Here is a 21527-nt window from a genome sequence, read left to right as displayed (position 1 = left end):
TTCTTATTAAAATTCTAAGCCGTTTGCACGAGCAGCATCAGCTAAAGCTTTAATACGTCCATGAAATAGGTATCCTCCGCGGTCAAATACTACAGAAGAGAAACCTTTTTCTACAGCACGCTTGGCGATAAGTTCGCCAACTTTTTGAGCAGCATCAGCGTTATTAGAAGCAGCTTCTACTTCTTTATCAAGAGTGGAAGCACTAGCCAATGTTACGCCGTTTGTATCATCAATCAATTGTGCGTAAATGTGTTTGTTTGAACGGAACACATTTAAACGAGGACGAGCTTCAGTTCCAGAAAGCTTTGCACGAACACGGGCATGTCTTTTCTTACGAACAGAATTCTTGTCAGCCTTCGTAATCATTTACGTCACTCCTTTCATTTACCTAGGCGGCATTACTTACCTGTTTTACCTTCTTTACGGCGTACAAATTCACCTTCGTAACGTATACCTTTACCTTTGTAAGGCTCTGGTGGGCGAACATCACGGATGTTAGCTGCAAGAGCACCTACACGTTCTTTGTTAGCGCCTCTTACGATAACTTTAGTGTTGGAAGGAACTTCAACTTCAAGTCCTTGTTCAGGTTCGATCTCAACTGGGTGAGAGTAACCAACGTTAAGGACAAGTTTAGAACCCTGTTTTGAAGCACGGTAACCGACCCCGATAAGTTCAAGAGACTTTTCGAAACCTTTGGATACGCCCTCAACCATGTTTGAGATAACTGCGCGAGTAGTTCCGTGTAATGCACGGTGCTCTTTAGCATCTGAAGGACGTACTACAGTAAGCACGTTATCCTCAATGCTGATATTTATATCTGGATTAAAAGATCTAGTTAATTCACCTTTAGGACCTTTAACAGTCACAGTGTTTTCGTTCAAAGTAACAGTTACGCCTGCAGGGATTTCAATAGGTTTTTTACCTACGCGTGACATTTAGTGCACCTCCATTCGTGTAAAAATGTATTACCAAACGTATGCTAATACTTCTCCGCCTACTTGTTTAGCACGAGCTTCTTTATCAGTAAGAACTCCTTGAGAAGTAGAGACAATAGCGATACCCAAACCATTAAGAACGCGTGGCACCTCGCCAGTTTTAGCATAAACACGTAAACCAGGTTTGCTGATTCGCTTTAGACCAGTGATAACACGTTCGTTGTTTGCTCCGTATTTCAGGAAAATACGAATGATACCTTGTTTGTTGTCTTCAATTAATTCAACATCACGTACGAAACCTTCACGCTTTAAGATTTGAGCGATATCCTGCTTGATCTTTGAAGCTGGAAGTTCCAATTTTTCGTGACGCACCATGTTCGCATTACGGATGCGAGTAAGCATATCTGCAATAGGATCTGTCATGACCATTATTATTTACCTCCTTCCCAAACTCGGGGTTTACCAGCTAGCTTTTTTAACGCCAGGGATTTGTCCTTTATATGCTAGTTCACGGAAACAAATACGGCAAAGCTTGAATTTACGATATACAGAATGTGGACGACCGCAACGTTCGCAGCGTGTATATTCTTGTACTTTGAATTTAGCTCCGCGCTTTTGCTTCAAGACCATAGATTTTTTAGCCACGTTTTCGCCTCCCTTATTTTGAAATTACTTTTGGAACGGCATTCCGAATTGAGTAAGTAATTCACGACCTTCTTCGTCTGTGTTGGCAGTCGTTACGATAACGATGTCCATACCGCGAACCTTGCTCACTTTATCGTAGTCAATCTCAGGGAAGATAAGTTGTTCTTTAATACCTAATGTGTAGTTACCGCGGCCGTCAAAAGATTTCTTAGAAACCCCGCGGAAGTCACGTACACGTGGTAAAGAAACAGAAACTAGCTTATCAAGAAACTCATACATACGCTCGCCGCGCAGAGTGATTTTCGCACCAATTGGCATACCTTCACGAAGACGGAAGCCAGCGATTGATTTTTTAGCTCTTGTTACCACAGGCTTTTGACCAGTGATCAATGTTAGCTCTTCTACTGCATTGTCCAATGCCTTAGAGTTAGCAACTGCGTCACCAACACCCATGTTCACTACGATTTTTTCAATTTTCGGTACCTGCATTACTGATTGATAGTTGAACTTGCTCATAAGAGCAGGAGTTATTTCGTTTTGGAATTTTTCCTTTAGGCGGTTCATTAAGTGTACCTCCCTTCATTAAGACTTATTTATCTAAAGATTCACCAGATTTGGTAGCTACGCGTACTTTTTTGCCGTCTACCACCTTGTAACCAACGCGGGTTGGTTCTCCTGATTTTGGATCAAGTGGCATTACGTTAGATGCGTGAATAGCTGCTTCCTTGCTGATAATTCCACCTTGTGGATTCAACTGGGATGGCTTAGAGTGCTTCTTCACGATGTTTACTCCTTCAACAAGCACCCGATTATTCTTTGGGTATGCTTCAAGGATCACACCTTGTTTGCCTTTGTCCTTACCAGAGATGACTACGACTTTGTCACCTTTTTTAACATGCATTAGCTTCGCACCTCCTTGAAAGGCTATTACGAGAATTTATCAATTATAAAACTTCTGGAGCTAGGGAAACGATCTTCATAAATGCGTTGTCACGTAATTCACGAGCAACTGGTCCGAAGATACGAGTTCCACGAGGGCTCTTATCGTCACGGATAATTACACATGCGTTTTCATCGAAACGAATGTAAGTACCATCAGGACGACGCGCACCGCTCTTTGTACGAACAACTACCGCTTTAACAACGTCACCTTTTTTGACAACGCCACCTGGTGTTGCTTGTTTTACTGTACATACGATGATATCACCGATGTTAGCTGTTTTGCGGCCTGAACCACCAAGTACTTTGATTGTAAGTACTTCACGAGCACCAGAGTTGTCAGCGACTTTTAAACGAGATTCTTGTTGAATCATGTACGAAACCTCCCTTCGGATTTAGCGTAATCCGAACATAGATTAAATAATTACTGCTTTTTCTACAACTTCAACTAGACGGAAGCGTTTAGTAGCGGAAAGAGGGCGAGTTTCCATAATTCTAACTGTATCGCCTACTTTTGCTTCGTTTAACTCATCATGTGCTTTGAATTTCTTAGAGTATTTAACACGCTTACCGTATAGGGAATGCTTTTTATAGGTTTCTACAAGAACAGTTACCGTTTTATCCATCTTGTCAGATACAACGCGTCCTGTGTAGACTTTACGTTGGTTGCGTTCGCTCATTCTGCAAACCTCCCCTCAATTATCGATTGTTGACACCGATCTCTCTTGCACGAACAACTGTCTTCATACGAGCGATCGATTTGCGCACTTCACGAATGCGAGCTGTATTTTCAAGTTGTCCAGTAGCTAACTGGAAACGAAGATTAAATAATTCTTCTTTTAGAGACTTAACTTTTTGTTCAATTTCAGCAGTGGTAAGATCTTTGATTTCATTAGCTTTCATTGGATTCACCACCAATTTCTTCACGTTTTACAAACTTACATTTGATTGGAAGTTTGTGTGCTGCAAGACGTAATGCTTCTCGTGCCACCTCTTCAGATACACCAGCTAATTCAAACATTACCTTGCCAGGCTTTACAACGGCTACCCAACCTTCAGGAGCACCTTTACCAGAACCCATCCGTACTTCTAGAGGCTTAGCAGTGTAAGGCTTGCTTGGGAAAATTTTAATCCAAACTTTACCGCCACGTTTCATGTAACGAGTCATTGCAATACGGGCAGCTTCGATTTGGCGGTTTGTAATCCAAGAAGCTTCAAGAGCTTGAAGGCCAAATTCACCAAAATGCACTTCTGTACCGCCTTTTGCATTTCCTCTCATCTTACCGCGGTGTTCACGACGGTATTTAACGCGTTTAGGCAATAACATATTATTTTCCTCCTTCCTCTGATTTCTTCTTAGTAGGAAGAACTTCTCCACGATAGATCCATACTTTCACGCCAAGCTTACCGTAAGTTGTGTCCGCTTCAGCAGTAGCATAGTCAATATCAGCGCGAAGTGTGTGAAGTGGAACTGTTCCTTCGCTATAGTGTTCAGCACGAGCGATATCAGCACCGCCAAGGCGTCCAGAAACTTGTGTTTTGATACCTTGTGCTCCAGCACGCATTGTACGTTGGATAGCTTGCTTTTGTGCACGACGGAAAGAAACGCGGTTTTCTAGTTGGCGAGCGATGTTTTCAGCAACCAATTTCGCATCAAGATCAGCTCTTTTAATTTCGATGATATTGATGTGAACGCGTTTGCCTGTTAATTGATTTAGAGCTTTACGAAGTGCTTCTACTTCAGTACCACCCTTACCGATAACCATTCCTGGCTTCGCAGTGTGCACAGAAATGTTAATGCGGTTAGCAGCACGTTCGATTTCTACTTTGGATACAGAAGCATCATTTAGGCGCTTTGTAATATATTCACGCACTTTAATGTCTTCATGTAAAAGATCTGCATAGTCTTTGCCAGCGTACCACTTGGATTCCCAATCACGGATGATTCCGATACGCAAACCGACTGGATTTACCTTTTGACCCACAGATTATCCCTCCTTCTTTTCTGATACAACAACAGTAATATGGCTTGTGCGCTTGTTGATTGCACTTGCACGTCCCATAGCACGTGGACGGAAACGTTTCAACGTTGGTCCTTCGTTAGCATAGATCTCTGAAATAACCAGGTTATTGACATCCATTTCGTAGTTATGCTCTGCGTTAGCAACAGCAGATTTGAGTACCTTTTCTACAATTGGAGATGCAGCCTTAGGTGTTAAGCGAAGAATCGCTACTGCTTCACCAACTTGCTTACCACGGATCAAATCAGCTACTAAGCGTACTTTACGAGCAGAAATACGAACTGTTCTAGCAACAGCTTTTGCTTCCATGAGATGCCCTCCTCTCATTAACGTCTTGTTTTCTTGTCATCACTTGCGTGACCTTTGTAAGTACGAGTAGGAGCGAATTCGCCCAACTTATGACCTACCATGTCTTCAGTTACATATACCGGTACGTGTTTACGACCATCGTAAACAGCGATTGTGTGCCCGATGAATTGTGGGAAGATTGTTGAACGACGAGACCAAGTTTTAACAACTTGTTTCTTGTCAGCTTCATTTAACTTTTCTACCTTAACCATCAAATGCTCATCAACAAAAGGCCCTTTTTTCAAACTGCGACCCATGTAAGTACCTCCCTTCGTGATTGTTCTACGGTCCTTTTGATGAACCGTAGTTCAATCCCGTTATTTTTTACGGCTACGTACGATAAATTTGTTTGATTTGTTTTTCTTCTTACGAGTTTTAGCACCAAGAGTCGGCTTGCCCCAAGGAGACATTGGAGATTTACGTCCGATAGGAGAACGTCCTTCCCCACCACCGTGTGGGTGATCGTTAGGGTTCATTACAGAACCACGAACTGTTGGGCGCTTGCCTAACCAGCGTGAACGTCCAGCTTTACCGATATTGATTAGCTCGTGCTGCTCGTTACCAACTTGACCGATAGATGCGCGGCAAGTAGCAAGGATCATGCGAACTTCACCAGAGTTCAAACGTACTAGTACGTAGCGTCCTTCTTTACCCAGCACCTGAGCAGATGTACCAGCAGAACGGACTAATTGTCCACCTTTACCTGGTTTAAGCTCGATGTTGTGGATTACTGTACCAACTGGAATGTTAGCTAATGGAAGTGCATTACCCACTTTAATGTCGGCCTCTGGCCCAGACATAACCTCCATACCTACTACTAGGTTTTTAGGAGCTAGGATGTAACGCTTTTCTCCATCTACATAATTAATTAATGCAATATTTGCAGAACGATTTGGATCGTATTCAATAGTGGCAACGCGTCCTGGTATACCATCTTTTAGACGTTTGAAGTCAATAATACGGTATTGACGCTTGTGTCCGCCACCTTGATGACGAACTGTTAACTTACCTTGGTTGTTACGGCCGCCTTTTCTTGTTAAAGGAGCAAGCAATGATTTTTCCGGCTTGTTAGTAGTGATTTCTGCGAAATCAGACACCGTCATATTGCGTCGACCGTTAGAGGTAGGTTTATACTTCTTAATCGCCATTTGTATTTCCCTCCTTCTTTAGTGATTTACGCTTCGAATAGTTCGATTTCTTTGCTGTCTGCAGTTAGTTTAACAATCGCTTTTCGGCGCTTGTTAGTGTAACCAGCATGTTTACCCATGCGCTTGAACTTGCCCTTGTAGTTCATAATGTTAACTTTTTCTACTTCTACTCCGAAGATTTCACGAATAGCGTCCTTGACTTGAGTCTTGTTAGCTCTTACGTCTACTTCGAAAGTATATTTTTTTTCAGCCATAAGGTCTGAAGAACGTTCAGTGATTACGGGGCGCTTAATGATATCGCGTGCATCCATTATGCAAGCACCTCCTCTACTTTTTCAACAGCTGATTTAGTAATGATCAGTTTGTTGTGGGAAACAACATCAAGAACATTTAAACCATCTGCTTCTACTACAGTAATACCAGGGATATTACGAGCAGAAAGAGCAACTTTCTCATCTAAACCGTCAGTTACAACTAACGCCTTAGTATCTACAGAAAGTCCTTTAAGGACAGCTGCAAATTCTTTTGTTTTTGGAGTTTCAAATGAAAGACTCTCAAGAACTAAAATATTATCTTCTAGAACTTTAGTAGATAGAGCTGATTTAATAGCTAGTCTACGTACCTTCTTAGGAAGTTTGTAGCTATACGATCTTGGTGTTGGACCAAATACGGTACCACCGCCACGCCATTGTGGAGAACGGATTGAACCTTGACGCGCACGTCCAGTTCCTTTTTGGCGCCATGGCTTGCGTCCACCGCCCGCTACTTCAGAACGATTTTTTACTTTGTGAGTTCCTTGACGTAAGGAAGCTCGTTGCATAATAATTGCTTCGAATAATACGTGATTATTAGGTTCAATACCGAAGATTGAATCATTAAGCTCGATATCTCCAACTTGTGATCCAGCCTGATTGAACAATGTAACTTTTGGCATTCTAATGCTCCTCCTTTCTTAAAAATTACTTCGCTTTAACCGCACTTTTGATTTTCAACAATGATTTTCTAGCTCCAGGTACATTACCTTTGATTAGAAGTAAGTTACGCTCAGCGTCTACTTTTACAATTGTTAAGTTTTGTACAGTTATTTGATCTCCGCCCATGCGTCCAGGCAATAATTTCCCTTTAAATACGCGGTTTGGAGCTACAGGACCCATTGAACCAGGGCGACGGTGGTAACGAGAACCGTGAGACATTGGTCCGCGAGATTGTCCGTGGCGCTTGATTGAGCCTTGGAATCCTTTACCTTTTGAAACTCCTGTTACGTCTACAACTTCGCCTTCAGCGAAGATATCAACTTTGACTTCCTGACCCAACTCGTATTCTCCGAGGTTTGCATCGCGGAATTCGCGAACGAAGCGCTTAGGAGCTGTATTAGCTTTTGATGCGTGTCCCTTTTCAGGTTTGTTAGAAAGCTTTTCACGCTTTTCACCGAAACCAATTTGAACTGCTTCATATCCATCAGTTTCAACACTCTTCTTTTGAAGAACAACGTTTCCAGCAACTTCAACAACAGTTACAGGGATAAGTTCACCATTCTCAGCAAATACTTGCGTCATACCTATTTTTCTACCTAAGATTCCTTTGGTCATAAGTCACACCTCCTATATAATAATAAATGTTTTTATATAAATTAAAGTTTGATTTCAATGTCAACACCGGATGGCAGGTCTAAACGCATTAATGAATCAACTGTTTGAGGAGTTGGATTCACAATGTCGATCAAACGCTTATGTGTGCGCATCTCGAATTGTTCACGAGAATCTTTGTATTTATGAACCGCACGTAGGATCGTGTAAACAGATCTCTCAGTAGGTAATGGAATCGGACCTGATACAGCCGCCCCAGAACGTTTTGCAGTTTCAACAATTTTCTCAGCAGATTGATCAAGAATCCTGTGATCATATGCCTTTAAACGAATACGAATCTTTTGTTTTGCCATTATTTTCCCTCCTTTTCGCCTATTTTCGAATAGACCTTCTCAATGGAAATTTCCCACACACTCGCCATGGCAAAGCGGCCGGGTGTGTCAGCAACCTTCCATATCATCGCAGTCAAAGACCAACATTGTCTATTATACATAAATCACACAGAATAAGCAATATATAATTTTTCTTTTTCTATGCGTTACACACTTTTACTATTATACATAGGCCGTTCTCCAATTTCAAGGGGTTATTTAAAGAAGCAGTTTGTTATTTTTTTCTTCTATAATAGAAGAATTCTAAATCTCTATTAGACAAGTATTTGAGTATTATTCTTCATTATCTAAGTTCGGACCTAGGGATTTGGGTTCTGCTTACGAGAGTTGCCCTTTTCCGCCAATTAAAATTCGTATTGAGTGGGACGTTAATGCACATACATAATAATAGTGAGATAAATAGTTGGGGATAAGGAAGTAGCCTGTGTTTTGAGTTATTGCAAAAAGGATTTAAGGGGTTGTAGGACTGTCACAGATGTATACTTACCTTATTTTCATAGGAACTCGATAGCATAGTATTTCCCTCTTAAGAAGGGTGATGTTTTACACTCCTAATGCAAATCATGTTTGCTTACGAGAAATTATCCATAAGGTAATAGTTGGTCATAAATATATTAACTTTGAAGTACTTCATTACATTTTGATTGTGCAGCATGTCGACTTTAATCACCCTGATCGTTATAATGAAACACCATCTTTTGCTCTGGACTAGCGAACTAGTCTGATGCCATTTTCATTCTTAAGCCTAACAACAAGAACCGGTTTTTGCCAATTGTAAGTCAGCGTTTAGGCAGTAACAACTCGTCCCGAAAAATAACGGTTATGTTATCCATCTGAAAAATCCAATCTCCATTCTAAATCAAGCTAATCATTTACCATAAGTACGGAAACAAGACACGCACCTGAGAAAAAAATCTCAAGCGCCGAGTCCCTCCGCAATAAACCAAAGACGAATCACACAGGTACTCAAGATATTTCGGTGTGATTTGGCTTCTGACCCAGAGGGGTTAGGCGCTGGAGCAGAGCAACCCACTTAGTATAAGTTTTCCAAATCGTTGTATTTTATAATTTCCTAAAACGACAAAAAAAGCAGACGGCGTCCCGTCTGCTTTTTCTTATAACGTTAATAATTATTCTTGAATAGAAGCAACTACGCCAGCGCCTACAGTACGTCCACCCTCACGGATAGAGAACTTAGTACCTTCTTCGATCGCAACAGAAGCAATAAGCTCAACGCTCATTTCAATGTTGTCACCAGGCATAACCATTTCTACACCTTCAGGAAGGTTGCAGATTCCAGTTACGTCAGTTGTACGGAAGTAGAACTGAGGACGGTAGTTTGTGAAGAATGGAGTGTGACGTCCACCTTCTTCTTTAGAAAGAACATAAACTTCAGCTTTGAACTTTGTGTGTGGGTTGATTGTACCTGGCTTAGATAGTACTTGACCACGTTGGATATCTTCACGCGCTACACCACGAAGTAGTGCACCGATGTTGTCACCAGCTTCAGCATAGTCAAGAAGCTTACGGAACATTTCAACACCTGTTACTGTAGTTGATTTTGCTTCTTCAGCAAGTCCTACGATCTCAACTACGTCACCAACTTTAACTTGTCCGCGTTCTACACGTCCAGTTGCAACTGTTCCACGACCAGTGATAGAGAATACGTCCTCTACAGGCATCATGAATGGCTTTTCAGTGTCACGAGTTGGTGTTGGGATGTATTCGTCAACTGCGTTCATAAGTTCATGAATTTTTTCTTCCCATTGTGCATCGCCTTCAAGAGCTTTAAGAGCAGAACCTTTGATTACAGGGATATCGTCACCAGGGAATTCATATTCAGAAAGAAGGTCACGAATTTCCATTTCTACTAGTTCAAGAAGCTCTTCGTCGTCTACCATATCACACTTGTTCATGAATACAACAAGGTAAGGTACACCTACTTGGCGAGAAAGAAGAATGTGCTCACGAGTTTGTGGCATTGGGCCGTCAGCAGCAGAAACAACTAGGATACCGCCGTCCATTTGAGCAGCACCAGTGATCATGTTTTTAACATAGTCAGCGTGTCCTGGGCAGTCAACGTGTGCGTAGTGACGAGCATCAGTTTCATATTCAACGTGTGCAGTAGAGATTGTGATACCACGTTCTCTTTCTTCCGGAGCACCGTCGATTTGGTCGTATGCACGAGCTTCAGCTTTACCAGACTTCGCAAGTACAGAAGTGATAGCAGCTGTTAAAGTAGTTTTACCATGGTCAACGTGACCGATTGTTCCGATATTAACGTGAGGCTTAGAGCGATCGAATTTAGCTTTTCCCATTAGGATATTCCTCCTTAAAATTATAAATGGATTAAGTATATAGTGCTATGAAAGCAGAATATCCACCTTCATAGCTTACATAAGTAGTTATACTTTATAAAAGGGCGAAAATCAATTATTCGCCTTTATTTTTTTTCACAATTTCTTCGGAAATGCTCTTTGGTACTTCTTCATAATGGTCGAAGTGCATAGAGAATGTTCCGCGTCCTTGTGTATTTGAACGTAGAGATGTTGCATATCCGAACATTTCAGAAAGTGGAACCATTGCTTTAACAACTTGAGTGTTTCCGCGTGCTTCCATACCTTCAACACGGCCACGGCGAGACGTAATATCTCCCATGATATCTCCCATGTATTCTTCCGGAATAACAACTTCCACTTTCATGATTGGCTCAAGAATTACAGGCTGACATTTAGATGCAGCGTTCTTAAGAGCCATAGATGCAGCAATCTTAAATGCCATTTCATTGGAGTCAACATCGTGGTAAGAACCATCAAATAGTCTTGCTTTGATATCAACAAGCGGGAATCCAGCAAGTACACCGTTATCAAGAGAGTCTTCTAGACCAGCTTGAACAGCAGGGATGTATTCACGTGGAACCACACCACCGACGATAGCATTTTCAAATTCGAATCCTTTACCTTCTTCGTTAGGTGAGAATTCGATCCATACGTGTCCGAATTGTCCGCGTCCACCTGATTGGCGTACAAACTTACCTTCAACCTGTGCAGAACCACGGAAGGTTTCACGGTAAGCAACCTGAGGCGCACCAACATTAGCTTCAACCTTAAATTCACGGCGCATACGGTCTACAAGAATATCTAAGTGAAGTTCTCCCATACCCGCAATGATAACCTGTCCAGTTTCCTGGTCGGTATGTGCACGGAAGGTAGGATCTTCTTCTTGCAGTTTTTGTAGTGCAGTAGTCATCTTATCTTGGTCAGCTTTAGACTTCGGCTCGATAGAAAGAGAGATAACTGGCTCTGGGAATTCCATTGATTCTAAGATAACAAGGTTTTTCTCGTCACATAGAGTATCGCCAGTAGTTGTATCTTTCAAACCTACGGCAGCAGCGATATCCCCTGCATATACCTGAGAAATCTCTTCACGGGAGTTTGCGTGCATTTGAAGGATACGTCCTACACGCTCACGCTTGCCCTTTGTAGAGTTTTGTACATATGAACCTGAGCTCAAAGTACCAGAGTATACACGGAAGAATGTTAATTTACCAACATAAGGGTCAGTCATAACTTTGAATGCTAGAGCTGCGAATGGCTCATCGTCACTAGAAGGACGAGTTGTTTCTTCGTCTGAATCCGGAAGAGTACCTTTGATTGCTGGTACATCCAATGGAGATGGAAGATAGTCAATAACAGCGTCAAGCATCAATTGAACACCCTTGTTTTTAAATGCAGATCCACAGATTACTGGATAGAATTCAACGTTAACAGTTCCCTTACGGATCGCGGCTTTGATTTCTTCATTTGTAAGCTCTTCTCCGCCAAGGTACTTTTCCATTAACTCTTCATCTAATTCAGCTACCGCTTCAATTAACTTTTCACGGTATTCTTCTGCTAAATCCTTATGGCTCTCAGGAATTTCGCGAACTTCGATATCAGTTCCTAAGTCGTTCCCGTAGAATACAGCTTTCATTTCAACAAGGTCAATGATAGCTTCAAACTCGTCCTCAGCACCAATCGGTAATTGGATTGGATGAGCGTTTGCCTGAAGACGATCATGTAGTGTCTTCACAGAATACAGGAAGTCAGCACCAATTTTGTCCATCTTGTTTACGAATACTACACGAGGAACACCATAAGTTGTTGCCTGGCGCCAAACTGTTTCAGTTTGTGGCTCAACACCTGATTGAGCATCAAGTACAGCTACCGCACCATCAAGTACACGCAGTGAACGCTCAACTTCAACTGTGAAGTCTACGTGTCCCGGTGTATCGATGATGTTTACGCGGTGGCCTTCCCATTGAGCAGTTGTTGCAGCAGATGTGATAGTAATACCACGTTCTTGTTCTTGCTCCATCCAGTCCATCTGAGATGCACCTTCGTGAGTTTCACCGATCTTATGAATACGGCCAGTGTAATAAAGAACACGTTCTGTTGTAGTCGTTTTACCGGCATCAATGTGTGCCATGATACCGATATTACGAGTTTTAGCTAAGGAGAACTCTCTTGCCATTTTGGTCTTTCTCCTTCCTTATATGAGTATATATTTTATAGAAAGACTTAATCCTACCAACGGTAGTGAGCGAATGCTTTGTTAGCTTCAGCCATTTTATGTGTATCTTCGCGCTTCTTAACAGATGCACCAGTGTTGTTAGCTGCATCCATGATTTCGTAAGCTAAGCGTTCTTCCATAGTTTTTTCACCACGAGAACGAGAGTAGTTTACTAACCAACGAAGACCTAGAGTGGAACGACGGTCTGGGCGCACCTCTACAGGTACTTGGTAGTTAGCACCACCTACACGACGAGCTCTAACTTCTAATACTGGCATGATGTTTTTAAGCGCTTGGTCAAAAACTTCGATTGGGTTGTTGCCAGTACGTTCTTGAATGATATCAAATGCTGAGTAAAGAATTTTTTGTGACTTACCTCTTTGTCCATCAACCATCATTTTGTTGATTAGGCGAGTCACAAGCTTTGAATTATAAATCGGATCTGGTAAAACGTCTCTTTTTGAAACAGGTCCTTTACGAGGCATGAAATTTTCCTCCTTTCGATAAGGTTAATATTTTAGGATTTAATTATTTTTTAGCAGCTTTCGGACGCTTCGTACCGTATTTAGAACGGCCTTGCATACGATTGTTTACGCCAGCTGTATCAAGCGCACCACGTACGATATGATAACGTACCCCTGGTAAGTCCTTTACACGTCCACCGCGGATTAGTACCACGCTGTGTTCTTGTAGGTTGTGACCGATACCTGGGATATAAGCTGTTACCTCGATACCGTTTGTCAAACGTACACGCGCATATTTACGCAACGCTGAGTTCGGTTTCTTTGGTGTCATTGTACCAACACGAGTACAAACACCGCGTTTTTGTGGAGATGATACATTAGTTTGAGCTTTCTTGAAGCTGTTGTAGCCTTTGTTTAGCGCTGGAGACTTTGATTTAGTTTCCTTGGATTCACGGCCACCGCGCACTAATTGGTTAATAGTAGGCATTTCTGTTTTCCTCCCTTCATTTTTTGGTTCTAGACCCACACATCCAGGTGGTTCATAAATGAGCAAAAACAAAGTTTTTGCAGTCTCATCTGCAAAAACAGTTTTACTTTTTAATGGCAACAGTTGCTGCTCCGACATCAATTCCGCATGCTTTTCCAAGCATTCTCATCGAATCAACATATGTGATCGGAACGTTCAATTCAGTAGCGGTTTCGGCAACTTTTGCTGTTAAATATCTATCAGCGTCAGAAGCTATTATTACCTCTTGAATTGATCCGTTTTTAAGAGCTCTCACTGTTTGTTTCGTTCCTATAATCACTATCTTTGCCTGTATCACTTTTTCATAAGACATATCTCATATCCTCCAAAGTTACAGGGTACTATAGGAGCACCTTTGCTATAATAACATCATTTCAATAACGATGTCAACTTTCTTTAGGAAAATATTTTTTTAGTAACATATAACTTAACTTAATAATTTATATGGGTAAAAACCTGAGGCTGCTCTTTACGGGGCAGCCTCAGGTTACTAAATTAATCTACACTTACTGTTGGCTCTTGATTCAAATCTTCCGTAAGAACTGGCTGTGCTCTACGGTATCTTTGCATCCCTGTTCCAGCCGGCACAAGCTTACCAATGATAACATTCTCTTTAAGACCAAGAAGTTCATCACGCTTGCCTTTTATGGCAGCATCAGTAAGTACTCTTGTGGTTTCCTGGAATGACGCAGCTGACAAGAATGAGTCAGTTTCAAGCGAAGCCTTAGTGATTCCGAGCAATACCGGACGCCCGGTAGCTGGAACCTTTCCTTCAAACAGTGCTGAAGTGTTGGCTTGAGTGAACTGAGGGATATCAAGCAATGTGCCTGGAAGGACATCAGTTTCGCCAGCATCAATCACACGCACTTTACGAAGCATTTGCCTTACCATTACCTCGATATGCTTATCTCCAATTTCTACACCTTGCATACGATACACCTTCTGTACCTCACGAAGCAGGTATTCCTGAACTGAAAGGACATCTTTAACTCTGAGCAATTCTTTCGGATCGATTGAACCTTCGGTTAGTTCCTGGCCGCGTTGTACATAAGAATCAACCGCAACTTTCAGGCGTGCTGTATAAGGGGCTGTATACGTACGAGATTCCACTTCCCCTTGTACGACGATTTCCTGTTGCTTATCACGGATTTCATTAATCCCGACAACCGTTCCTTCGATTTCAGAAATGATAGCTTGCCCTTTCGGATTCCTAGCTTCAAAAATTTCCTGGATACGAGGCAGACCCTGAGTGATATCATCACCGGCAACTCCACCTGTGTGGAATGTACGCATTGTCAACTGTGTCCCTGGTTCACCGATGGATTGTGCAGCAATGATACCAACTGCTTCACCTACTTCGACTTCCTGGCCAGTTGCAAGGTTGCGTCCATAACATTTCTTACACACACCATGGCTGGTGTTACAAGTAAATGCAGAACGGATCCATACTTGTTCTACACCGCTAGCTTCCACATAAGTTGCTAGGTCTTCTGTGATCAGTTCGTTTTCGGCTACGATAACTTCATTAGTTTCTGGGTGTCTGATCGGCTTTCTTGCATAGCGCCCAATTAGACGTTCTTCCAGATTTTCAATAATTTCAGTACCATCCTTCAAGGCACCGATCAACAAGCCTCTGTCAGTTCCACAGTCATCGTCACGGACGATAACATCCTGCGCAACGTCTACAAGGCGGCGAGTAAGGTATCCAGAGTCAGCCGTTTTTAGGGCAGTATCTGCAAGTCCTTTACGGGCTCCGTGTGTTGAGATGAAGTATTCAAGAACCGTCAGACCCTCACGGAAACTTGACTTGATTGGCAATTCGATTATTCGTCCTGCCGGGTTGGCCATCAATCCACGCATACCAGCAAGCTGGGTAAAGTTAGATGCGTTACCACGAGCACCAGAGTCACTCATCATAAAGATTGGGTTACGACGATCCAACGAGCCCATAAGCTTGGATTGGATGGTATCCTTTGCAGCACTCCAAATGGAGATAACACGGTCATAACGCTCGTCTTCAGTAATTAAACCTCGACGGAATTGTTTCATAACGTTATCTACTTTGTTTTGTGCCTCTTCAATGATTTCCTGTTTTTCTCCTAGTACGACGATATCAGCCACACCAACTGTAATACCTGCTTTGGTTGAATGCCTGAACCCAAGATCCTTCATACGGTCAAGCATTTTAGATGTCTCGGTGATTTTGAATCGCTTGAAGACCTCAGCGATAATATTTCCAAGAATCTTTTTCTTGAATGGGTCGATAATTTCCTGTGCCTTAATAGCCTCAAGGACGTTTGCACCTTTTGGTATAAAGTAGCGTTCTGGAGTTTTTTCTTCCAGGTTTGTCTTGGTCGGCTCATTAATGTATGGGAATGACTTTGGCAATATTTCGTTGAAAACAAGCTTACCAACAGTCGTAATCAGAAGTTGGTTATTTTGCTCTTCTGTAAATGTTTCATTATTCAGGGAAGATGCATGAACAGCCACACGAGTGTGCAGATGCACGTACCCATTTTGGTATGCAATCAACGCTTCGTTTGTGTCCTTGAAGATCATGCCTTCGCCTACTCCGCCTTCTCTTTCAAGAGTCAAGTAATAGTTTCCTAATACCATATCCTGTGAAGGAGTAACTACCGGCTTTCCATCCTTAGGATTCAAGATGTTTTGGGCAGCCAGCATTAGCAAGCGTGCTTCAGCTTGAGCTTCAGATGATAAAGGAACGTGAACGGCCATTTGGTCGCCATCAAAGTCCGCATTATAAGCTGTACAAACAAGCGGGTGCAAACGGATTGCACGCCCCTCAACCAATGTTGGCTCAAATGCCTGGATACCTAATCTGTGCAGAGTAGGGGCACGGTTGAGCAACACCGGGTGCTCCTTAATGACTGATTCGAGAACATCCCAAACTTCAGGCTGCAGTCTTTCAATCTTCCGCTTTGCAGATTTAATGTTATGTGCAAGCCCTTTTTGAACCAATTCCTTCATAACAAACGGCTTGAATAGTTCAATCGCCATTTCTTTAGGAAGACCGCATTGATACATTTTTAAGTTAGGTCCTACAACGATAACTGAACGACCGGAGTAGTCAACACGTTTACCTAGAAGGTTTTGACGGAAACGCCCTTGTTTACCTTTAAGCATATGGGACAAGGATTTTAGCGGCCTGTTACCAGGACCTGTTACCGGACGTCCACGGCGGCCATTATCTATTAATGCATCAACCGCTTCTTGAAGCATGCGTTTCTCGTTCTGAACGATAATGCTAGGTGCTCCAAGGTCCAATAATCTTTTAAGTCGATTGTTACGGTTAATCACTCGGCGATACAAATCATTCAAATCAGAAGTTGCAAAACGTCCGCCATCCAGCTGAACCATAGGACGAAGTTCAGGAGGAATTACCGGAAGTACGTCAAGGATCATCCACGAAGGCTGGTTTCCAGAGTTTCTGAACGCTTCCAGCACTTCAAGACGCTTAATTGCACGGGTTCTTCTTTGTCCCTGTGCTGTTTTCAATTCTTCTTTTAGCATGTCAACTTCTTTTTCAGTGTCAATATCGGATAGAAGCTTTTTGATTGCCTCAGCACCCATGCCAGCCTGGAACTTCTTGCCGTATTTTTCACGGTATGCACGATATTCTTTCTCAGAAAGAAGCTGCTTCTTGTCTAAAGAAGTATCCCCGCTTTCTGTAACTACATACGATGCAAAATAAATGACTTCTTCCAGTGCGCGTGGAGACATATCTAGAACAAGTCCCATACGGCTTGGTATCCCTTTGAAATACCATATGTGTGACACTGGTGCAGCTAATTCAATATGTCCCATGCGCTCACGGCGGACTTTAGCACGAGTTACTTCGACTCCGCATCGGTCACAGACTACACCCTTATAGCGTACGCGTTTGTATTTTCCACAGTGACATTCCCAGTCCTTTTGAGGTCCGAAAATTCTTTCGCAGAATAAACCGTCTTTTTCCGGCTTCAATGTACGATAGTTAATTGTTTCTGGTTTTTTGACTTCCCCATGGGACCAAGAGCGAATCTTGTCCGGTGAAGCAAGACCAATCTTCATATACTCAAAATTATTAACATCTAGCAAGGGGCCTACCTCCCTTTTGATCTCCAGGTTTTACCCTTATTGCCTATATGAAAGCAAAAACAAACAATTTAAACCTTATATAACTCTAACTGGCAGCATTTTTTGCTGCCGGCTAGAGTCTAGTAACCATTTTCTGCTACTTAATCAGTTGTAATCGAATTGGTTTTCACACCTGTTTCGGATGCTACCAATTCTTTTTCTTCTCTATCAAGAGTAATGGTATCTTGTTGATTTGGATCATCTTCATCTTCTAAGTCACGCATTTCGATTTCACGATCATCAGCTGAGAGGATTTTCACATCCATACCCAAGCTTTGCAATTCTTTTATAAGAACTTTAAAGGACTCAGGTACACCCGGCTCTGGAACATTCTCGCCCTTGACAATCGCTTCGTATGTTTTCACACGGCCAACAACATCGTCGGATTTAACCGTAAGAATTTCCTGCAGGGTATATGCAGCACCGTATGCTTCAAGTGCCCACACTTCCATCTCACCGAAACGCTGTCCTCCGAATTGAGCTTTACCTCCAAGAGGCTGCTGCGTAACAAGAGAGTAAGGACCTGTAGAACGTGCATGGAGTTTGTCATCAACCATGTGCGCAAGCTTAATCATATACATTACACCGACAGAAACACGGTTATCGAATGGTTCACCAGTACGTCCATCATATAGTACAGTCTTCGCATCACGAGCCATTCCTGCCTCTTCGATGGTTGCCCACACATCTTCCTCGCGGGCTCCGTCAAATACAGGAGATGCTACGTGAATATTCAAGGCGCGAGCTGCCATTCCGAGATGAAGCTCCAGCACCTGCCCGATATTCATACGTGATGGAACCCCCAGAGGGTTAAGCATGATATCTACAGGTGTGCCATCTGGCAGGTATGGCATATCTTCTTCAGGGAGAATACGGGAAATAACACCTTTATTACCGTGGCGTCCCGCCATTTTGTCCCCTTCATGGATTTTACGTTTTTGAACGATATATACACGAACGAGCTGGTTCACACCTGGTGGAAGCTCATCCCCGTCTTCACGGTTGAACACTTTTACATCATGGACAATTCCACCGCCGCCATGAGGTACACGAAGTGAGGTATCACGCACTTCACGGGCTTTTTCGCCAAAGATTGCATGAAGCAGGCGCTCTTCAGCAGTAAGTTCCGTTACTCCCTTAGGTGTTACTTTACCAACTAAAAGATCGCCGTCTTTTACTTCGGCACCGATTCGGATAATTCCACGCTCATCCAGATTGCGAAGTGCATCTTCCCCGACGTTTGGTATATCGCGGGTAATTTCTTCAGGCCCCAGTTTCGTGTCACGGGACTCTGATTCATACTCTTCGATATGGATGGACGTATATACGTCATCCTTTACAAGGCGCTCACTCATGATGATAGCATCCTCGTAGTTATAGCCATCCCAAGTCATGAAGGCTACCAGAACATTACGGCCAAGTGCCAATTCACCTTTTTCCATGGATGGCCCATCAGCAAGGATTTCTCCTTTTACTACACGGTCTCCCACAGAAACAATTGGTCTTTGGTTATAGCAAGTTCCCTGGTTGGAACGAATGAATTTAAGTAAACGGTATTTGTCGAGATTGCCTTTTACCTCTTGGCCATCCACTTGAGATACACGGCGAACCCATACTTCCCGAGCCTCAACGTGTTCTACAATACCTTCGAATTTACAAATTACAGCAGCTCCTGAGTCCTTGGCAGATACATACTCCATACCTGTACCAACACGTGGTGCTTCCGGCTGCATTAAAGGAACAGCCTGACGCTGCATGTTCGCACCCATCAAAGCACGATTTGAGTCATCGTTTTCCAAGAATGGAATACATGCTGTCGCAGCTGATACTACCTGTTTTGGAGAAACATCCATGTAGTCTACACGATCGCGAGGTACAACTGTATTCTCACCGCGGAAACGGGCAACTATATCATTATCAACAAAAGAACCATCATCTGAAAGTCTTGCATTCGCCTGGGCAACTACGTAGTTATCCTCTTCGTCCGCAGTCAAATAATCGATACGATTGGTGATTCTTCCAGTATCCGGGTCAACCCTGCGATATGGAGTTTCAATGAACCCAAATCGATTTACCTTTGCGAAGCTGGATAACGAGTTGATCAGACCAATGTTTGGTCCTTCAGGTGTTTCAATCGGACACATACGGCCGTAGTGGGAATAATGGACATCCCGGACTTCGAATCCCGCACGTTCACGTGTCAAACCACCAGGTCCTAGAGCAGATAGACGGCGTTTGTGTGTCAATTCTGCAAGCGGGTTTGTTTGATCCATGAACTGTGACAATTGAGAACTTCCAAAGAATTCTTTGATAGATGCAATGACCGGACGGATGTTTATCAACTGCTGTGGAGTGATCGTGTTCGTATCCTGGATGGACATTCTCTCACGCACCACACGTTCCATACGGGACAATCCAATGCGGAACTGGTTTTGCAGCAGTTCTCCGACTGAACGCAGACGCCGGTTACCTAGATGGTCTATGTCATCAGTGTCTCCAACAGAGTGCAAAAGGTTAAAGAAATAACTAATAGAAGAAATAATATCAGCGGGCGTTATGTTCTTTACTTGATCTGAAACATAAGCATTGCCAATGACATTAATTATTTTTTCGCCTTCAGTATCATTCGGAGCATAAATTTTAATCGGCTGAAGAAGGGTTTCTTCTTCCACCACTCCTCCAACTGGATGGTAATTTCTAAACCCAATACCATTTTCAATATGGGGAATGATTCTGTCCAATGTACGGCGGTCAAGTAATGTACCCTTTTCAACAACGATTTCTCCAGTTTCAGAGTCAACCAAGGTTTCAGCTATACGCTGTCCGAAAAGGCGATTTTTAATATGAAGCTTTTTATTTATTTTATAGCGTCCTACATTCGCTAAGTCATAGCGCTTTGGATCGAAAAAGCGTGATACAAGAAGGCTTTTCGCATTTTCAACAGTAGGAGGTTCACCTGGGCGAAGTCGCTCATAGATTTCCAGCAAAGCTTTTTCTACGCTTTCTGTATTGTCTTTTTCAAGCGTGTTACGAATATATTCATTATCGCCGATCAAGTCGATAATCTCTTGGTCAGAACCAAATCCAAGGGCGCGCAGCAATACCGTAACTGGAAGTTTCCTTGTACGATCTATCCTTACATACACTACATCCTTGGCATCTGTTTCGTACTCAAGCCATGCTCCACGGTTCGGTATAACAGTAGCTGTATAGCCGCGTTTTCCGTTTTTATCCATTTTTGCACTATAGTACACACTTGGCGAGCGCACTAACTGAGATACAATAACGCGTTCCGCACCGTTAATGACAAAAGTACCGGTCTCAGTCATAAGAGGGAAATCGCCCATGAATACATCCTGGTCTTTTACTTCCCCTGTTTCTTTGTTAACAAGACGGACCTTCACACGAAGAGGTGCAGAGTAAGTCACATCACGCTCTTTAGTTTCTTCTACAGCATATTTTGGGTCACCCAAACTGTAGTCAATGAATTCAAGCGATAAATTACCTGTGAAATCCTCGATTGGTGAGATGTCCTGGAACATTTCCCGTAAGCCCTCATCAAGGAACCACTGATAAGATGCTGTTTGGATTTCAATAAGGTTCGGTAATTCAAGAACCTCACTAATACGTGCATAACTCCGACGTTGGCGGTGTCGTCCATACTGAACAAGTTGACCTGTCAACTGATTCACCCCTCAAATCAAGCGTTTTAAAGATCTATTGCCACAGAAAACAAGTTTCCTAAGACAAAAATAAAATGGTTTTTGTTTTAAAAACCACTATTTCACATAAAACGAACTATTATTTATATATTTTTTCCAAAATACCCAACTTC

At 42.6% G+C, this 21527-nt stretch carries 25 protein-coding genes; all 25 read right to left on the bottom strand.

The window, feature by feature from the left end; translation table 11 throughout:
* Nucleotides 1–6: 6 nt before the first annotated feature.
* The 25 genes from rplR to rpoB all read right to left on the bottom strand — a co-directional run bounded on the left by rplR (nucleotide 7) and on the right by rpoB (nucleotide 21375).
* A complete protein-coding gene (rplR, locus tag V1500_RS00780; RefSeq protein ID WP_409303775.1) occupies nucleotides 7–366 on the bottom strand; it encodes a 50S ribosomal protein L18 in 360 nt (119 codons plus the stop codon).
* A gap of 32 nt (nucleotides 367–398) precedes the next feature.
* Nucleotides 399–935: a 50S ribosomal protein L6 gene (rplF, locus tag V1500_RS00775; protein WP_409303773.1), complete on the bottom strand. Its 537-nt coding sequence runs from the start codon at nucleotides 933–935 to the stop codon at nucleotides 399–401.
* Nucleotides 936–965: 30 nt separating this feature from the next.
* On the bottom strand, nucleotides 966–1364 hold the full coding sequence (gene rpsH / locus V1500_RS00770; RefSeq protein WP_409303771.1) for a 30S ribosomal protein S8: 399 nt from the start codon (nucleotides 1362–1364) through the stop codon (nucleotides 966–968).
* 30 nt (nucleotides 1365–1394) lie between these two features.
* A complete protein-coding gene (locus V1500_RS00765; RefSeq protein ID WP_409303769.1) occupies nucleotides 1395–1580 on the bottom strand; it encodes a type Z 30S ribosomal protein S14 in 186 nt (61 codons plus the stop codon).
* 24 nt (nucleotides 1581–1604) lie between these two features.
* Nucleotides 1605–2144 (bottom strand): 50S ribosomal protein L5, encoded by a 540-nt coding sequence (gene rplE, locus V1500_RS00760; protein ID WP_409303767.1) that lies wholly within the window; start codon nucleotides 2142–2144, stop codon nucleotides 1605–1607.
* A gap of 25 nt (nucleotides 2145–2169) precedes the next feature.
* Entirely contained in the window at nucleotides 2170–2481 is a 312-nt protein-coding gene (gene rplX, locus V1500_RS00755) for a 50S ribosomal protein L24 (protein ID WP_409303765.1), read from the bottom strand.
* 43 nt (nucleotides 2482–2524) lie between these two features.
* Nucleotides 2525–2893 carry a 50S ribosomal protein L14 gene (gene rplN, locus V1500_RS00750; RefSeq protein ID WP_409303763.1) on the bottom strand — a complete coding sequence of 123 codons (369 nt, stop codon included), beginning with the start codon at nucleotides 2891–2893 and terminating at the stop codon, nucleotides 2525–2527.
* A 42-nt stretch (nucleotides 2894–2935) separates the two neighbouring features.
* The gene (rpsQ, locus tag V1500_RS00745; RefSeq protein WP_117323957.1) at nucleotides 2936–3199 is read right to left on the bottom strand and encodes a 30S ribosomal protein S17; all 264 of its coding nucleotides are present in this window, start codon (nucleotides 3197–3199) and stop codon (nucleotides 2936–2938) included.
* A gap of 19 nt (nucleotides 3200–3218) precedes the next feature.
* Nucleotides 3219–3422 (bottom strand): 50S ribosomal protein L29, encoded by a 204-nt coding sequence (gene rpmC, locus V1500_RS00740; RefSeq protein ID WP_409303761.1) that lies wholly within the window; start codon nucleotides 3420–3422, stop codon nucleotides 3219–3221.
* Entirely contained in the window at nucleotides 3412–3846 is a 435-nt protein-coding gene (gene rplP, locus V1500_RS00735; RefSeq protein ID WP_409303759.1) for a 50S ribosomal protein L16, read from the bottom strand. The genes rpmC and rplP overlap by 11 nt, the downstream gene beginning before the upstream one ends.
* A 1-nt stretch (nucleotide 3847) precedes the next feature.
* A complete protein-coding gene (gene rpsC / locus V1500_RS00730) occupies nucleotides 3848–4504 on the bottom strand; it encodes a 30S ribosomal protein S3 (RefSeq protein WP_409303757.1) in 657 nt (218 codons plus the stop codon).
* A 3-nt stretch (nucleotides 4505–4507) separates the two neighbouring features.
* A complete protein-coding gene (rplV, locus tag V1500_RS00725; protein WP_409303755.1) occupies nucleotides 4508–4849 on the bottom strand; it encodes a 50S ribosomal protein L22 in 342 nt (113 codons plus the stop codon).
* Between the two features lie 17 nt (nucleotides 4850–4866).
* The gene (rpsS, locus tag V1500_RS00720; protein ID WP_101631943.1) at nucleotides 4867–5145 is read right to left on the bottom strand and encodes a 30S ribosomal protein S19; all 279 of its coding nucleotides are present in this window, start codon (nucleotides 5143–5145) and stop codon (nucleotides 4867–4869) included.
* Nucleotides 5146–5205: 60 nt separating this feature from the next.
* A complete protein-coding gene (gene rplB, locus V1500_RS00715) occupies nucleotides 5206–6036 on the bottom strand; it encodes a 50S ribosomal protein L2 (RefSeq protein ID WP_409303753.1) in 831 nt (276 codons plus the stop codon).
* Nucleotides 6037–6062: 26 nt separating this feature from the next.
* Nucleotides 6063–6347: a 50S ribosomal protein L23 gene (rplW, locus tag V1500_RS00710; RefSeq protein ID WP_409303751.1), complete on the bottom strand. Its 285-nt coding sequence runs from the start codon at nucleotides 6345–6347 to the stop codon at nucleotides 6063–6065.
* Nucleotides 6347–6970, bottom strand: coding sequence for a 50S ribosomal protein L4 (gene rplD, locus V1500_RS00705; protein ID WP_409303749.1), 624 nt, complete (start codon nucleotides 6968–6970; stop codon nucleotides 6347–6349). The genes rplW and rplD overlap by 1 nt, the downstream gene beginning before the upstream one ends.
* 25 nt (nucleotides 6971–6995) lie before the next feature.
* Nucleotides 6996–7625: a 50S ribosomal protein L3 gene (gene rplC / locus V1500_RS00700; protein ID WP_409303747.1), complete on the bottom strand. Its 630-nt coding sequence runs from the start codon at nucleotides 7623–7625 to the stop codon at nucleotides 6996–6998.
* A 41-nt stretch (nucleotides 7626–7666) separates the two neighbouring features.
* Nucleotides 7667–7975 (bottom strand): 30S ribosomal protein S10, encoded by a 309-nt coding sequence (gene rpsJ, locus V1500_RS00695; protein WP_019244375.1) that lies wholly within the window; start codon nucleotides 7973–7975, stop codon nucleotides 7667–7669.
* Between the two features lie 1169 nt (nucleotides 7976–9144).
* Entirely contained in the window at nucleotides 9145–10332 is a 1188-nt protein-coding gene (gene tuf / locus V1500_RS00690) for an elongation factor Tu (protein ID WP_409303745.1), read from the bottom strand.
* 115 nt (nucleotides 10333–10447) lie between these two features.
* Nucleotides 10448–12526, bottom strand: a complete 2079-nt coding sequence (gene fusA, locus V1500_RS00685) for an elongation factor G (RefSeq protein WP_409303743.1) — start codon at nucleotides 12524–12526, stop codon at nucleotides 10448–10450.
* Nucleotides 12527–12579: 53 nt separating this feature from the next.
* Nucleotides 12580–13050: a 30S ribosomal protein S7 gene (rpsG, locus tag V1500_RS00680; RefSeq protein WP_409303741.1), complete on the bottom strand. Its 471-nt coding sequence runs from the start codon at nucleotides 13048–13050 to the stop codon at nucleotides 12580–12582.
* Between the two features lie 43 nt (nucleotides 13051–13093).
* Entirely contained in the window at nucleotides 13094–13516 is a 423-nt protein-coding gene (rpsL, locus tag V1500_RS00675; protein ID WP_409305877.1) for a 30S ribosomal protein S12, read from the bottom strand.
* Nucleotides 13517–13619: 103 nt separating this feature from the next.
* Nucleotides 13620–13868 (bottom strand): 50S ribosomal protein L7ae-like protein, encoded by a 249-nt coding sequence (locus V1500_RS00670; protein WP_409303739.1) that lies wholly within the window; start codon nucleotides 13866–13868, stop codon nucleotides 13620–13622.
* Nucleotides 13869–14050: 182 nt separating this feature from the next.
* Nucleotides 14051–17653, bottom strand: coding sequence for a DNA-directed RNA polymerase subunit beta' (gene rpoC / locus V1500_RS00665; protein ID WP_409303737.1), 3603 nt, complete (start codon nucleotides 17651–17653; stop codon nucleotides 14051–14053).
* 140 nt (nucleotides 17654–17793) lie between these two features.
* The gene (gene rpoB / locus V1500_RS00660; protein WP_409303735.1) at nucleotides 17794–21375 is read right to left on the bottom strand and encodes a DNA-directed RNA polymerase subunit beta; all 3582 of its coding nucleotides are present in this window, start codon (nucleotides 21373–21375) and stop codon (nucleotides 17794–17796) included.
* Nucleotides 21376–21527: the final 152 nt, after the last annotated feature.

Origin of the sequence: Peribacillus sedimenti (genome assembly GCF_046237635.1) — a bacterium.
Taxonomy (GTDB): domain Bacteria; phylum Bacillota; class Bacilli; order Bacillales; family DSM-1321; genus Peribacillus; species Peribacillus sedimenti.
Note: the sequence above shows the minus strand (reverse complement) of the source record. Positions and strands in the feature narration are given on the sequence as shown.